Annotated in this window: 13 protein-coding genes; 10 read left to right on the top strand and 3 right to left on the bottom strand. The window is 30.6% G+C overall.

All coding sequences use genetic code 11. The features are described from left to right. The first annotated feature begins 25 nt into the window (after positions 1-25). Genes AC2GW8_RS12225 through AC2GW8_RS12215 form a run of 3 tightly spaced genes read left to right on the top strand, consistent with a single transcriptional unit; the run spans position 26 to position 2,981 of the window. On the top strand, positions 26-1,642 hold the full coding sequence (locus AC2GW8_RS12225) for a sensor histidine kinase (protein WP_440880153.1): 1,617 nt from the start codon (positions 26-28) through the stop codon (positions 1,640-1,642). Next, positions 1,635-2,312 carry a response regulator transcription factor gene (locus tag AC2GW8_RS12220; protein ID WP_440880152.1) on the top strand — a complete coding sequence of 226 codons (678 nt, stop codon included), beginning with the start codon at positions 1,635-1,637 and terminating at the stop codon, positions 2,310-2,312. Before AC2GW8_RS12225 ends, AC2GW8_RS12220 begins: the two co-directional genes overlap by 8 nt. 54 nt (positions 2,313-2,366) lie before the next feature. Then, entirely contained in the window at positions 2,367-2,981 is a 615-nt protein-coding gene (locus AC2GW8_RS12215; protein ID WP_440880151.1) for a deoxynucleoside kinase, read from the top strand. Between the two features lie 328 nt (positions 2,982-3,309). Here AC2GW8_RS12215 and AC2GW8_RS12210 read toward each other — a convergent pair whose 3' ends face one another. Next, the gene (locus AC2GW8_RS12210; protein ID WP_440880150.1) at positions 3,310-4,038 is read right to left on the bottom strand and encodes a TrmH family RNA methyltransferase; all 729 of its coding nucleotides are present in this window, start codon (positions 4,036-4,038) and stop codon (positions 3,310-3,312) included. 72 nt (positions 4,039-4,110) lie between these two features. Between AC2GW8_RS12210 and tamL the strand changes: the two genes are divergently transcribed. The 6 genes from tamL to folK all read left to right on the top strand — a co-directional run bounded on the left by tamL (position 4,111) and on the right by folK (position 13,045). Then, positions 4,111-6,594, top strand: a complete 2,484-nt coding sequence (gene tamL / locus AC2GW8_RS12205; protein WP_440880149.1) for a translocation and assembly module lipoprotein TamL — start codon at positions 4,111-4,113, stop codon at positions 6,592-6,594. A 90-nt stretch (positions 6,595-6,684) separates the two neighbouring features. Next, positions 6,685-7,746 (top strand): class II fructose-bisphosphate aldolase, encoded by a 1,062-nt coding sequence (fbaA, locus tag AC2GW8_RS12200; RefSeq protein WP_440880148.1) that lies wholly within the window; start codon positions 6,685-6,687, stop codon positions 7,744-7,746. Positions 7,747-7,858: 112 nt separating this feature from the next. Further along, on the top strand, positions 7,859-8,716 hold the full coding sequence (gene accD / locus AC2GW8_RS12195) for an acetyl-CoA carboxylase, carboxyltransferase subunit beta (RefSeq protein ID WP_440880147.1): 858 nt from the start codon (positions 7,859-7,861) through the stop codon (positions 8,714-8,716). A gap of 326 nt (positions 8,717-9,042) precedes the next feature. Then, the gene (gene rpsO, locus AC2GW8_RS12190) at positions 9,043-9,312 is read left to right on the top strand and encodes a 30S ribosomal protein S15 (protein ID WP_440880146.1); all 270 of its coding nucleotides are present in this window, start codon (positions 9,043-9,045) and stop codon (positions 9,310-9,312) included. 166 nt (positions 9,313-9,478) lie between these two features. Further along, a complete protein-coding gene (locus tag AC2GW8_RS12185) occupies positions 9,479-11,659 on the top strand; it encodes a polyribonucleotide nucleotidyltransferase (protein ID WP_440880145.1) in 2,181 nt (726 codons plus the stop codon). 258 nt (positions 11,660-11,917) lie between these two features. Then, positions 11,918-13,045 carry a 2-amino-4-hydroxy-6-hydroxymethyldihydropteridine diphosphokinase gene (folK, locus tag AC2GW8_RS12180; RefSeq protein ID WP_440880144.1) on the top strand — a complete coding sequence of 376 codons (1,128 nt, stop codon included), beginning with the start codon at positions 11,918-11,920 and terminating at the stop codon, positions 13,043-13,045. A gap of 22 nt (positions 13,046-13,067) precedes the next feature. On the opposite strand, the gene gldC is transcribed toward folK, so the two are convergent. Both gldC and gldB read right to left on the bottom strand, forming a co-directional pair. Beyond that, the gene (gldC, locus tag AC2GW8_RS12175) at positions 13,068-13,409 is read right to left on the bottom strand and encodes a gliding motility protein GldC (RefSeq protein ID WP_440880143.1); all 342 of its coding nucleotides are present in this window, start codon (positions 13,407-13,409) and stop codon (positions 13,068-13,070) included. Beyond that, positions 13,409-14,362: a gliding motility lipoprotein GldB gene (gene gldB, locus AC2GW8_RS12170; RefSeq protein ID WP_440880142.1), complete on the bottom strand. Its 954-nt coding sequence runs from the start codon at positions 14,360-14,362 to the stop codon at positions 13,409-13,411. Before gldB ends, gldC begins: the two co-directional genes overlap by 1 nt. Before the next feature lie 91 nt (positions 14,363-14,453). On the opposite strand from gldB, the gene nadE reads away from it, so the two are divergent. Then, positions 14,454-15,242, top strand: coding sequence for an NAD(+) synthase (gene nadE / locus AC2GW8_RS12165; protein ID WP_440880141.1), 789 nt, complete (start codon positions 14,454-14,456; stop codon positions 15,240-15,242). Positions 15,243-15,377: the final 135 nt, after the last annotated feature.

Raw genomic sequence — 15,377 nt, 5'->3', positions numbered from 1 at the left:
AGAGATAAGTACCTATCTTTGAACCATGAAAAGTACAAGAAACAACTGGATTCTTTATTTAATAACGGCTACTATCATTACAACGATAGCGGTACAGTTGTACTGGAATTATAAAAATTACGAACAGAACAAACAGTATGTAGTTAATGAAATCCAAGAAAGTATAGATAGCGCCATCGAAGAATACTTTGCTAAAATTTCGAAAGAAAATTCATATACCATTGTTACATCTAGTAATAAAGATAATAAGGAGAAAAGAGAAATTCCTTGGGATTCCATTATCGGAAAAATTATGCCCAAAAGAAAACAGAAATCAGATTTTATATCTATACAATCTTCTTTTACCTCTACCGATCCTAAAGATTTGGATAAACTAAAACACATAGACACCTTATTTTATAAGACTGCAAAAAAAAAATTTCATTTCGATTTTGACTGTCATGATAATTTTGACTCTATAATAAAAGATTTAGGCAAACTACAGCACTTCTCTAACTTTGCTAACCCTACAAAAAAGAATATTTCTACCAATATTAAAAATGAAAACTCAGATGTTTTTATTTTTTCAGAAAAAAAAGCTAAAGACAGTAAAGATTTAATAAAGGGGTTACAAACTATTTTAATCTCTATTAAAAATGATTCCATTAATCATAAAATTCTGGATTCTATATTACAAAAAACCTTAAACAAGAAAGGAATTAAAACTCCCTATTATGTAACACATATAAAAAACGGGAAACAAATTCAGCCTCCCAAAGAGGTAAAAGTACCCAACTATACCCTAAAAGCAGCAGCTAAATCTACTTTCTTAGGTCTAAATGAAAAACTCATCTTATTTTATGGGAGTCCTACCTATGAAACCTTAAAAAGAAGCTCTACCGGAATTTTATTATCATTGGTTTTATCTTTAGCTGTAATTGCCAGTTTATTTTATTTGTTACAAATAATTAACAGGCAAAAAGAACTTGCAGAAATAAAAAACGATCTGATCAGTAATATAACGCACGAGTTCAAAACACCAATAACTACGGTATCTACTGCAATTGAGGCCATTGATAATTTCAATATAATCGAAGACAAAGAGAAAACAAAAAGATACCTTTCCATATCATCTTTGCAATTGAAAAAATTACATCAAATGGTAGAAAAGTTACTGGAAACTGCCACTTTAGATAGCGAAAAATTACTTCTAAAAAAAGAAGCAATTAATCTGATCGATTTGGTGGAGAAAACTGCTAAAAAATACCAACCATTAGCCAAGAGTAAAGAGATTTCTTTTTCTTCGAGCAGTAACGATTTTACTTTAGAAATAGATACTTTTCATTTCGAAAATGCGATATCGAACCTTATCGATAATGCGATAAAATATGGCGGGGGACGAATTGAAATAAATGTAAATATTGTTTTAAATACTATTGAAATTTCGGTAGCGGATAATGGAAAAGGAATTGAAAAAAGTCAACAAGAACGAATCTTTGATAAATTTTATAGAGTTCCTAAAGGAAATACACACGATGTAAAAGGGTTTGGTATCGGCTTATATTACACCCAAAAAATAATTGAAAAACATGGAGGTAATATCCACCTGATATCTAACGCTAAACACACCATTTTTAAAATTAATATCCCCAATGATGAATAAGATAAAACTTCTTTTGGCAGAAGATGAACCTAGTTTAGGACAAATTATAAAAGAAAGTTTAGAGACTAGAGACTTTGAAGTTTATCTTGCGGAAAATGGTATAAAAGCCAAGGAGCTATACCAACAAAAAAATCCTGATATTTTAGTACTAGATGTCATGATGCCTAAGAAAGATGGCTTTACACTAGCACGAGAAATTCGAGAAGAAAACAATCAGATTCCTATTATATTTCTTACGGCAAAATCACAAACTAAAGATGTTTTAGAAGGCTTTAGTCATGGTGGCAATGATTATTTAAAAAAACCCTTTTCCATGAAGGAACTCATTGTTAGGGTACATGCTCTTCTGCGCAGAAATACGTTAAAAATAGACCATGAAAAAATCTCCATAGGTGCCTATACATTTAATTTCACCAAACAAACTTTACAGCTCGAAGATACTACAGTCATCCTTACACACCGAGAGGCAGAACTACTATTCCACCTCTCTCAAAAAAGAAATGAAATACTCGATCGATCTTTTATTTTAAACAAATTATGGGGAAATGATGATTTTTTTAATGCTAGAAGTATGGATGTTTTCATTTCTAAGTTAAGAAAAAAATTACAAGGAGATATTAATATCCAAATCGTTAATATTAGAGGTTTTGGGTATAAATTGATTTGTTAAACGTTTTCTTTAGCCATTTTTTTGTGTAATTTTACATTAAGAAATTTGTAAGTTATGCATATAGCCATTGCGGGTAATATTGGTGCCGGAAAGACAACATTAACAAAATTATTAGCTAAACATTACAACTGGAAACCTCATTTCGAATCCGTTGATAAAAACCCTTATTTAGATGATTTTTATGCTGAAATGGAGCGCTGGTCTTTTAATTTACAAGTTTATTTTTTAAATAGTAGATTCCGCCAGATTCTAGAATTTAGAAAAACTGGCAAAAATATTATCCAAGATAGAACCATTTATGAAGATGCTCATATTTTCGCTCCAAACCTTCATGCAATGGGCCTTATGACTAATCGAGATTATGGAAACTATACTTCATTATTTGAGTTAATGGAAAACTTAGTTACTCCCCCTGATCTTTTAATATACCTAAGAGCAAATATTTCTACTTTAGTAGAACAAATTCATAAACGAGGAAGAGAATACGAAAATTCTATAAGTATTGATTATTTGAGTAGATTAAATGAACGATATGAAGCTTGGATTTCTACTTACAATAAAGGAAAACTCCTTATTGTAGATGTTGATGATTTAGACTTTGTTGAAAATCAAGAAGATTTAGGAAAGGTAGTTGACAAAATAGACGCACAAATTAACGGTTTATTTTAAACATTAAGCTACATTAAAGTAATTGTAAATACTTTAGTTTGATGTTTTTTAAAAAAATAAATAAAAGTAACTGAAAAATTTAACCTCAATAATAGTTTTTTATCATATATTATTTATTTAAAGTAATAACAAATCCAGTTAATTAATTTGAATTTGAGTAGTTATTTAACAGCTATTCTAAAGTAAAACTACGGCTCTTATTCTTTATTTAAGGATAAATTGACAAACAGCAGTATCTTGAAAAAACCACAATGGTTTTACAATTTTATTAAGTAAAATGAATTAGCTCTATTGTCTCAATATTTAGCCTTGAAATAAAAAAATAGGTTTACCTTCTTCGAAACTCACTTAAAAAAACGGCAGTTGCTGTAGCTACATTTAAGCTTTCTATTTCCCTTAAATCACCAAATTTTGGAATTGTTAGCTGCTTTTCAACAATAGCCCTTACCCCTTTTGAAATTCCATTTGCTTCATTCCCCATAATAAGAATAGCCTCAGGGGGTAAATCAGAAGTATAAATATTTTCTCCATTCATATCTGCTATATATTTAGGAAGTTTTGTGTTTTTTAGAAACATTATAAGATCTGTGTAGTATATATGTGTCCTAATTATAGATCCCATTGTTGCTTGCACAACTTTAGCATTATAGCAATCTACTGTATCGGTAGAACAAATTAAATTATCAACGCCAAACCAATCGCACAACCTAATTATTGTTCCCAAATTACCAGGATCATTAATTCCATCTAAAGCAACAGTAAAACCAGAAATCATTGGTAAATCGTATTTCGGAATTTCAAACAAGGCAAGAACTTTATTTGGTGTTTTTAAGTTACTTATTTTTCTCAGTTCGCCTTCAGATATAATTGTAACCAATTCTCCTTGAACAAAATTAAAAGTATTATCAGTACAATATATTCTATTTACCTTCAAATTAGAAGCCAACAGTTCTCTCACTACTTTTATTCCCTCTCCTATAAATAACTTATGCTTTTGTCTATATTTTTTCTGTTGTAAACTAGTTATCAACCTTATATTACTTTTTGTTAAGCCCATTAATTAAAATTTAACACTTTAACCCTCAAAAAAAATAGTATTTTTGATTATCAATTTCAGGAAACAAAGTTAATGAAAAAACTCTCTTTTTATTTTTTACTATTTGCAATATTAGTAGGATGTAATACCGTAAAACACTTAAAAGAGAATGAATTACTTTTAATAAAAAATACTATTTATTTAGATAGTGTAAAAACATCTAAAAATGAACTAAATGAATTACTAATTCAACGTCCTAATCAAAAAACCTTTGGACTTCCATTAGCATTGAACTTCTATAACTTAGGCAACCCTGAAGGACCGACATCGCCAAGCGATTGGGGTAAAAAATATCCAAAAACATATAACTTTTTTAAACGTTTTTTTTCTGAAAAACAAAGTATTGCTGTTGCAAAATCAGCTATCGGACTAAATAACTGGTTTTTAAAAAGCGGTCAAAAACCTATTATTATCGATGATAAAAAAACAAATATTAGCTTAAGAAATTTAAAAACTTATTATCAAAATCACGGTTATTTCAAGGCAAAAATACAAGTTAAGAAAGATTCAATATCTAGAAAAAAGGGAAGTTTAACTTATCAGATAGAAAAAGGACAACCATTGTTTTTAGATACAATTTTTAAAACTATAAAATCACCTGTTTTAGATTCTATTTATAATCTGAACAAAGATTATAGTTTTCTAAAATCAAATCAAAAATATGATGATGCTAATTTCGTTAATGAAACAATAAGACTAACAAAGCTTTTTAGAAACAACGGTCTTTATCATTTTGACAAAAACGGAAGTGTAAATTATTGGGTTGAAGATACAAGTGCCTACAAAACAAATATTGAATTAGTTTTGACTGATAGGCTTATCGAATCAAATGGAGAATATATTTCTAAGCCATACAAGGTACAAAGAATAAAAAACATTAATGTTTTTACAGACTATACTTACAATAAAAAAGACAACATTATAAATGATACACTTTCATACGAAGGAATCAACTTTTATGCTTTCGACAAATTAAAGTACAACCCAAAATACCTAGCACAATCACTATTCATAAAACCTAGTGCCGTTTACAGTGACACGCTTAAAAACCTAACAAGAACTCATTTGAGAGGACTCAAAAACTTTAAATCAACCTCAATAAGATTTAAAGAAATAAATGATCATGAATTAGAAGCCAATATATTTTTAACTCCTGCTGAAAAATACACTTTAGGAATTGATTCTGAATTATCAAGATCTAACGTTCGTAATTTTGACATCTCTGGTAGATTTTCACTCACTAACAGAAATACTTTTAAAGGTGCTGAAATTTTTAAAATTTCAGCTCATGGAGCCTATTTTAATTCTAATAATGGCCCTGGATGGGAGGTCGGTGGAGATATATCTCTTGAAATTCCTAGGTTTGTTGCCCCTTTTAATCTCCACAAACTTGTTCCAAAAAGAATGTTTCCCAAAACCAATTTTCATGGAGGAATTAGTCTTCAAAAAAATATTGGACTAGATCGACAAAATCTAAATATTGGTATTGATTATAAGTGGAAATTTAATGCTACTAAGACAATACAGCTAGAGTTCTTGAATACTCAATACATTAGAAATTTAAATACCAATAATTACTTCTCTATTTATCAATCAGAATATTCTAAACTAAGAGATATTTATACTACGTTTTCCAACGGTAACGTATTTTTTGACAATACTTTCTCTAATTATGAAGGCATAAGAAATTCTTTAACAGAAATATTAAATAATAGCCAATTTGCTATTACCAACCCTTCAGAACGTTTAACTGCCCTGAATATTAGAGAACGTCTTAATATCATAACATCTGACTTTTTGATTCCTGAAATAGCATATAGTTTTACGTACAACAATCAAAAAAATTTAAAAGATCAAAACTTTTCTTTTTTTAAAATTCGTGTAGCTAATGCAGGTAATATTTTAGGATTACTATCTAAAGCAAAGAATACCAACAATCAAAACACCCTATTCAAAATTCCAATCGCTCAATACTTCAAAACAGATGTTGAATATAAAAAATATTGGAGCTTAGGGGAAAACTCTGTTTTAGCACATAGAACTTCTTTAGGCGCTATTTTCACTTATAACAATTCCGACATACCTTTCACCAAAAGCTATTTTGCTGGAGGACAAAACGACATAAGAGGCTGGAGGGCTTATTCCCTTGGGCCTGGAACTACCCCCCCTGGCTTAGAATATAATATTGGAAGTTTAAAATTTATTAGTAGTTTAGAATATCGTTTTGGTTTAATTGGATCTTTAAATGGAGCTCTTTTTATAGACTCAGGTAATATCTGGGATATCACAGGATCAGAATTCATTGATACTAATGCAAAATTTGATAGTTTTAAATCCATAACAGATTTGGCTTTTAGTGGAGGTTTTGGTTTGCGATTTGACTTAAAGCTTCTTGTTCTTAGATTAGATCATGGTTTTAAAATACGCGAGCCTTATAAGCAAAAATCAGATCGTTGGTTCAGTAATTTTAGCTTCAATATTTCCCAAGTAAGTTTTGGGATAAACTATCCATTCTAGTAAAAAAACCAATAATCAAAAAAATACATTATTTCCTAAAAAAGTGTAGATTTGTTTCTCAGAATCTACATAAATTAAAAAAACGACACAATGATAAAAACTGGAGTTGCAACTGGTAAAGAAGTTCAAGAGATATTTAAACTAGCAAAAGAAAAAAACTTCGCGTTACCCGCGGTAAATGTTGTGGGCTCGAATACAATAAATGCGGTCTTAGAAACAGCAAAAGAATTAAACTCTCCAGTAATTATTCAATTTTCAAATGGTGGAGCTCAATTTAATGCTGGAAAAAGTTTAACAAACGATGAGCAAAAATCAGCGATCGTCGGTGCTGTTGCAGGTGCACAGCATATACATTTATTAGCAGAAGCATACAACATTCCAGTAATACTACATACAGATCATGCGGCTAAAAAGTTACTTCCATGGATAGATGGACTATTAGACGCTAGTGAAAAACACTTTGCAAAAACAGGCAAACCACTATTTAGTTCTCATATGATTGATTTAAGCGAAGAACCAATAGAAGAAAATATTGCTATTTGTAAAAAATATCTGACTAGAATGAGTAAAATGGGTATGACATTAGAAATTGAATTAGGGATTACTGGGGGAGAAGAAGACGGCGTTGATAATACAGATGTAGACAGTTCTAAACTTTATACGCAACCCGAAGAAGTTGCTTATGCTTATGAAGAGTTAATGAAAATTAGCGATCAATTCACAATTGCCGCCGCTTTTGGTAACGTGCATGGAGTTTATAAACCTGGAAATGTTAAATTAACTCCAAAAATCTTAAAAAACTCACAAGAATATATTTCTAAAAAATATAATGTTCCTAATAATACAATAGATTTTGTATTTCATGGTGGCTCTGGATCAACAGTAGACGAAATTCGTGAGGCTATTGGTTATGGTGTTATAAAAATGAATATTGACACAGATTTACAGTATGCATTTACAAAAGGTGTACGAGATTATATGAAACAAAAAAGCCCATATTTACAGTCTCAAATAGGGAATCCGGAAGGAGATGATCTTCCTAATAAGAAGTATTATGATCCAAGAAAATGGATTCGTGAAGGCGAAATTACATTTAGAAATAGACTAAAAAAAGCTTTTGAGGATTTAAATAATGTAAATACCCTATCGTAATATTTTTTTTAGATATTTGCATAAATAAAACGCATTACAAACTTCACTTTTATTATAAGTAAGTTTTGTCTTGATACCAATAAAAAATAACTAAAGACTAATTATATAATTTATGGCTTGGTTTAAACGTAAAGACAAAGGAATACAAACTCCAACAGAAGAAAAAAAAGACACTCCAAAAGGACTATGGTACAAAACTCCTAGTGGAAAAATTATAGATACTGAAGAACTTAAGAAAAATCTATATGTAAGTCCTGAAGACGGATACCATGTTCGCATAGGTAGTAAAGAATATTTTGAATTATTTTTCGATAACAACAACTTTACAGAACTAAATCCCAAGTTATCATCCAAAGACCCTTTAAAATTTGAAGATACATTGAAATATCCAGATAGACTAAAAGGTGCTCAAAAGAAAACAGGTTTAAAAGATGCTGTTAGAACAGCTGTAGGAAAATCTTTAGGAAAAGAGCTGGTGATTGCGGCTATGGACTTTTCTTTTATTGGTGGGTCAATGGGAAGTGTTGTGGGTGAAAAAATAGCAAGGGCTATTGATTATTCCATTGAACACAACATTCCTTTTTTAATGATTTCAAAGTCTGGAGGAGCCCGAATGATGGAAGCTTCTTTATCTTTAATGCAATTAGTAAAAACCTCTGCAAAATTAGCTCAATTAGCTAATGCAAAAGTTCCTTATATTTCTTTATGTACTGATCCAACAACGGGTGGAACAACTGCATCATTTGCTATGTTAGGTGATATTAATATTGCTGAGCCGAATGCTTTGATAGGATTTGCTGGTCCTCGTGTAGTTAAAGACACAACAGGAAAGGATTTACCTGAAGGCTTCCAACGTTCTGAATTTTTATTAGAGCATGGGTTCTTAGATGCTATATACGAAAGAAAAAATTTAAAAAAACAAGTTAACTTGTATATAGACTTAATTCAAAATCAACCAGTAAGAGCATAAAACAAAAGCCAGCAAAAGCTGGCTTTCTTTTTCCCCTAAAAAATTAAAATTTTATGTTTATAAAACATAAGGGTGCAAGTTAAGAATTTTATCCCAATTTAACTGTAATTCTTTTTCTTAAAAAAAGAATAAACAACTATATAACAACACTTTAAAATCAAAAAGGAAATAAAATCACTTAATAAAATAAAATTCTAAGTATATAAAACACTTAGCTCTACGTTTTAATTTCCTACTAGTGATTTATCTTTTAAAAAATAGTTGTACATTTGCATCTTCAATGATTTTATCATTGTGTACATAATAATCATTTAAATAATATTGGCATGTATTTAACAAAAGAAGTAAAACAAAACATTTTTGCTAAACACGGTAAAGGAGATAATGACACCGGAACAGCAGAAGGTCAAATCGCCTTATTCACATTTAGAATAAACCATTTAACAGAGCACTTAAAAAAGAATCGTAAAGACTTCAATACAGAGCGTTCATTAGTAAAAATGGTAGGTAAACGAAGAAGTTTACTAGACTATCTAAAAAAGAAAGATATAAACAGATATCGTGCGATAATTAAAGAGTTAGGTATTAGAAAATAATCCTTTTAAAGAGGCAGGAACTTCCTGCCTCTTTTTAATTGCAATCAATTCAAATATTTTACCTACCTTTAAAACAAATTCAAAACAAAAAAAGATTTCAAACTTCCATTGAAACAGCAACATATACAACAACACAAACAACAAATTAAAATTTTAGAAAACATTTATGATTCCAAAAGTATTTAGCCAAGTCATAGAACTTGGAGATGGAAGAACCATTACCTTAGAAACTGGAAAATTAGCAAAGCAAGCAGATGGTTCTGTTGTTGTTAGAATGGGTGATACTATGCTACTTGCTACAGTAGTATCTGCTAAAACATCAGATCCAAATATGGATTTCTTACCGTTAACAGTAGATTATAGAGAAAAATTTGCTGCTTCAGGAAGATATCCTGGAGGTTTTATGAAACGTGAAGCTAGACCTAGTAATGAAGAAATTTTAACAATGCGATTAGTTGATCGCGTACTACGTCCTCTTTTCCCTAAAGATTATCATGCTGAAACGCAAGTTATGATTCAACTTATGTCTCATGATGAAAATGTAATGCCTGATGCTTTAGCTGGACTGGCTGCTTCTACAGCAATTCAATTGTCTGATATCCCTTTTGAAGCTCCTATTTCAGAAGTTCGTGTAGCAAGAATAGATGGGGAATTTGTTATAAATCCAAGTTTTGATCAATTAAAATTAGCAGACATTGACCTAATGGTTGGAGCATCAATTGATTTCGTTGCAATGGTTGAGGGTGAAATGGATGAAGTTTCTGAAGAGGAAATGGCGGATGCTATTCGATTTGCACACGAAGCTATTAAAGTACAATGCCAAGCACAAATAGCATTATCTGAAGCCGTAGGTAAAAAAGAAACCAGAGAATATGAACCTGAAGAATCAGATGAAGAACTTGAAGCTATTATAAGAGAAGCTGCTTATCAACAGTGTTATGATATTGCAAAAAAAGGTACCTCTAAGCAGGAAAGAGGATTAGCTTTCTCAGAAGTAAAAGAAAATATCATAGCTAACTATAGTGAAGAAGAATTAGAAGAAAAAGAAAATTTAATTTCAAAATATTTTAATAAAGCTCAAAAAGAGGCTGTTAGAGATTTAACGTTAAACGAAGGACTACGTTTAGACGGTAGAACTACAACCGACATAAGACCTATTTGGTGTGAAGTTGATTATTTGCCAAAAACTCATGGATCTTCAATATTTACGCGTGGAGAGACCCAGGCATTAGCAACTGTTACGCTTGGAACTTCTAGAGATGCTAATATGGTAGACTCTCCTACCATTCAAGATGAGGAACGATTCTATTTACATTATAATTTCCCTCCATTTTCAACTGGTGAAGCTCGCCCATTAAGAGGTACTTCTCGTCGTGAAATTGGGCATGGAAACCTAGCTCAACGTGCATTAAAAGGTATGGTTCCTGAAGATTGTCCTTACACAGTACGTGTTGTTTCGGAAGTTCTAGAATCAAACGGATCATCCTCTATGGCAACGGTATGTTCTGGTACAATGGCATTGATGGATGCTGGAGTTCAATTAAAAAAACCAGTTTCTGGAATTGCTATGGGGTTAATTTCTGATGGTGACCGTTATGCAGTTTTATCAGATATATTAGGAGACGAAGATCATTTAGGTGATATGGATTTTAAAGTTACAGGAACTTCCGATGGTATTACAGCATGTCAAATGGATATTAAAATCAAAGGACTTTCCTATGAAATATTAGTTAAAGCATTACAACAAGCACGTGATGGTCGTTTACATATTTTAGAAAAATTGACTAGTACTATTGCTGAGCCTAATACAGATGTTAAACCTCATGCCCCTAAAATGGTAACCGTAAGAGTTTCAGGAGAATACATAGGTGCAATTATAGGTCCTGGAGGAAAACATATTCAAGAATTACAGAAAGAAACAGAAACTACTATTGTTATAAATGAAGACGAAGTTACTGAAGAAGGTATTGTTGAAATTTTAGGAACTAATCAAGAAGGAATAGATAAGGTACTATCAAGAATAAAAGCCATAACTTTCAAACCAGATAAAGGGAGTGTTTATGAAGTAAAAGTGGTTAAAACTCTTGATTTTGGAGCTGTTGTTGAATATTTAGAAGCACCTGGTAATGAAGTATTACTTCATATTTCTGAATTGGCTTGGGAAAGAACAAATAATGTTACTGATGTTGTTAAAATTGGTGACGTTATTGACGTAAAATATTTTGGTACTGATCCAAAAACTAGAAAAGAAAAAGTTTCAAGGAAAGCTTTACTTCAAAGACCTCCAAGGCCAGAGAGAAAACCTAAGCATGAACAAAATAAAGAAAAGGAAGTTAAGAAAGATTAATTTCTTTAAGATATAAAAATTAAAAAGGCTACTATAAAAGTAGCCTTTTTTAAATTAAGAGATTTTTGTTAAAATTTAAGATCTCGATTCCCCAACCAAGATCTCTCAAAAACCTTACTCTATTAAGAAATTCACTATTAAAACAATCAAAAACGTAAATACCCTACTCAAAAAAAGTAAATTTTCATATGTAATTTAATCTCCTTTTATTTTTCTTTGTAAGCTAAAATCAATTCTTTTTAATTAAACCTTGATCTATTGAAAATACAACGAATCACATATCTTTCGTTAGGCACAAACAAAGGACAAAAACTTGATAATCTTCAGAGTGCTATAAATATGATTGCGGATAGAATAGGCTCTATCCTTAAAATAGCCTCTGTTTATGAAACACCTTCATGGGGATTTGAAAGCAGTAACTTTTATAACACATGTATTGAAGTATCTACCTATTTTCCACCAGAGACTTTAATCAATGAAGTTCTAGAAATCGAAATTGACTTGGGTAGAAAACGTAGTAAATCAAGCGGATATTCTGACAGGAATATTGATATCGATATACTTTTATTTGAAGATGAAATAATCTTTACAAAAGACTTGATTGTTCCTCATCCGAGAATGCTACAACGCAAATTTGTCCTTGCTCCTCTTGTAGAAATTGCAGGAAAAATATTACACCCTATACAAAAAACAACTATATCCAATTGTTTGGATAACTGTAATGATGACTCTAAAATAACCCCCATAACAAATAAACTTAGTCGACCAATTCCAATTACAGAAAAGTATAATTATATAGCCATTGAGGGGAATATAGGTGCAGGTAAAACATCATTAACAAACATGATGGCTGATGAATTTAATGCAAAGATAGTTCTCGAAAGATTTGCAGACAACCCGTTTTTACCTAAATTTTACAATGATAATGAACGTTATGCTTTTCCTCTTGAGATGAGTTTTCTTGCTGACCGATATCAGCAATTATCAGATGACTTAGCTCAATTTGACCTCTTTAAAAACTTTATAGTATCTGATTATTATATTTTTAAATCTTTAATATTTGCTCAAATCACATTGCAAAATGATGAATATAAACTGTATCGTAAAATGTTTAATATGATTTATAAAGAAATTACCAAACCAGATCTCTATATATACCTATATCAAAATACGGATAGACTACTTCAAAACATCAAAAAAAGAGGAAGAGATTATGAGCAAAATATTGAATCGAGCTACTTACAAAAAATCCACGACGGCTATATCAATTTTATAAATACACAACAACAAGATCTTAATATTTTAATTGTAGATGTTTCTTGCCTTGATTTCGTAAACAATGAGAATGACTACAAATCCGTTATTAAGCAAATAAAGCAATATTAAAAAGCTATTTATAATAGCTTTTTTATTTCTTCTCTATAATTTCTAATTTTTCTGCAAAATAATCGCAAAAATCCCTCATTGTAGCACTCATTTTATCATCATCTGTGGCTCTTTCAAAAGTGTTTGCCATAGAAACCAATGTTTGATGGAAAAATTGTTTCATTTCATCGACGGGCATATCTTTAGTCCATAAATCCATCCGTAACGTATCCTTTTTTTTATGATCCCAAACCGACAACATAACAGCTTTTGAAGATTCATTATTTATACCTCCATCCTCCGCATTCCATGAAATTTGTTCAGGTACTCTATTCTCATCCAACCCCACGGTAAAAGTTATTTTTGATTTATGTACAACACTCATTATCTTCTTGGTTTATATTTAGATTTTTTGAAGATTTCTTCTTCTTCTATACGTATTAACTCTTGCAAAGATACATCATTATTTCTCATAAATGATCTAACTATCTGCCAACCTATAAATTCTCCTATTCTTCCTGGAGATAGGTTATCGTGTTCCAGATAGAACTTAGAAAAAGGAGCTATATCAAGAAACCTTCTATCTAGATTCTTATCCGTACTAAACAAAAGATCTTTTTCTATAAAGTATTGCCAAATTTGCTCTTCATTTTCAAGCGCCCAATCAAATTTTTCTTCGGTATAACCAATTTTTAAATAACTAGGTATCATCGTTAGATAAACATCCTTTAAATACATTTTTTTTCCTTGATAAATCATTTTATGGACAAATGCTCTATTCCTTTTCAAAACTAATTGTTGATCTATAATCTTTGAGGCTATGTCAACAATCATATATTCGTTTGTATTATTCTGCTTTATGTAGGATGGATAATCACTATAAAATTTGTGTTGGCTACCAAGATATACGTCTAAAGAAATAAGTAATAGATTATCCCTATAAACGACTCTGCTTTGATAGTCTATATTTGAAAGTATGCTAATCACTCTAGGAACATGGAATCTTCTATTGTAATACTTAACATGCTTAAATAACTTTTTTATTTTTTTATGAACCTCTCCTATATCTTCGTACACATTTTGTACCTCATCAAATAGTTCTAATTCATCAGTATTTTTTCTTTTATTAACCCAAACAGAGTCTTCTATAGATTCTGGAAATAAAAAAGGATAAGAGGTTTTAAGCTCAGTTAAACTTTTGTTGCTTTTATAAAAATCTTTGTCAAACCGCTCTATTTTAAAATCAACTTTAATTTCTGACGTATCAACTTCTAATTTTTTTTCATTATTACAGGACATTCCAATAAAAATTAAAAAAAGAGCTATAATTTTTCGCATTAATTATAATTATTTTACATTTAACTTTTAAACGTCGAATTTAATAAATTAGTTCACTAATAAGAACTCACACGAAATAAAAAGATTTTTTATGGATACTCCTAAAGTTATAGACTACATTGTTAATTGGTTAAAAAATTATGCTAATAATGCAAAAGTAAACGGTTTTGTTGTTGGAGTATCAGGAGGAATTGACAGTGCTGTTACTTCCTCATTATGCGCTAGAACTGGTCTATCAACACTATGTGTTGAACTACCTATTCATCAAGCAGAGAGTCAAGTTAATCGTGCCAGCGAGCATATAAAACATTTAAAACAACACTACAAAAATGTTAGTAATGTTGCCGTAAATTTAACAAGTACTTTTGAAGAATTTAAAACGGCCCTTCCTGAAACAGTTTCTTCTCCCAAGTTAGATTTAACCTTAGCAAATACAAGAGCAAGACTTAGAATGACTACCTTATACTATTTTGCAGGACTACACGGTTTATTAGTAGCTGGGACAGGTAACAAAGTTGAAGATTTTGGAGTTGGTTTTTTTACAAAATATGGGGACGGTGGTGTTGATTTAAGCCCCATCGCAGATCTTTTAAAATCAGAAGTTTATAAACTAGCAACAAAATTAAATGTTCCTGATTCAATTCAGAAAGCGCAACCTACTGATGGATTATTTGGTGATAGTAGAACAGATGAAGATCAAATTGGTGCTACTTACGATGAACTTGAATGGGCCATGGCTATGCAGGCTAGAAATAAAAATGCAAAAGACTTTACGGGGCGTCAATTAGAAGTTTACAAAATTTACACACGGCTAAATAATATAAATCAACATAAAATTAACCCTATTCCCGTTTGTAAAATTCCTGATTTTCTAAAGTAAGTTAACAGATATCATTTGCTGTTTTATTTTTTTATAGGCTTGCTTTTTTCTCCCTTTAGATATTTTAAAGGGAAGAATAAAAATTAATCTAAATAATTCAACGACTTGTAGTACCTTTTTCATGATATTTGATTT

This window comes from Tenacibaculum profundi (assembly GCF_057162725.1).
The sequence above is the reverse complement of the archived record's forward strand: the minus strand, read 5'-3'. Positions and strand labels throughout refer to the sequence as shown.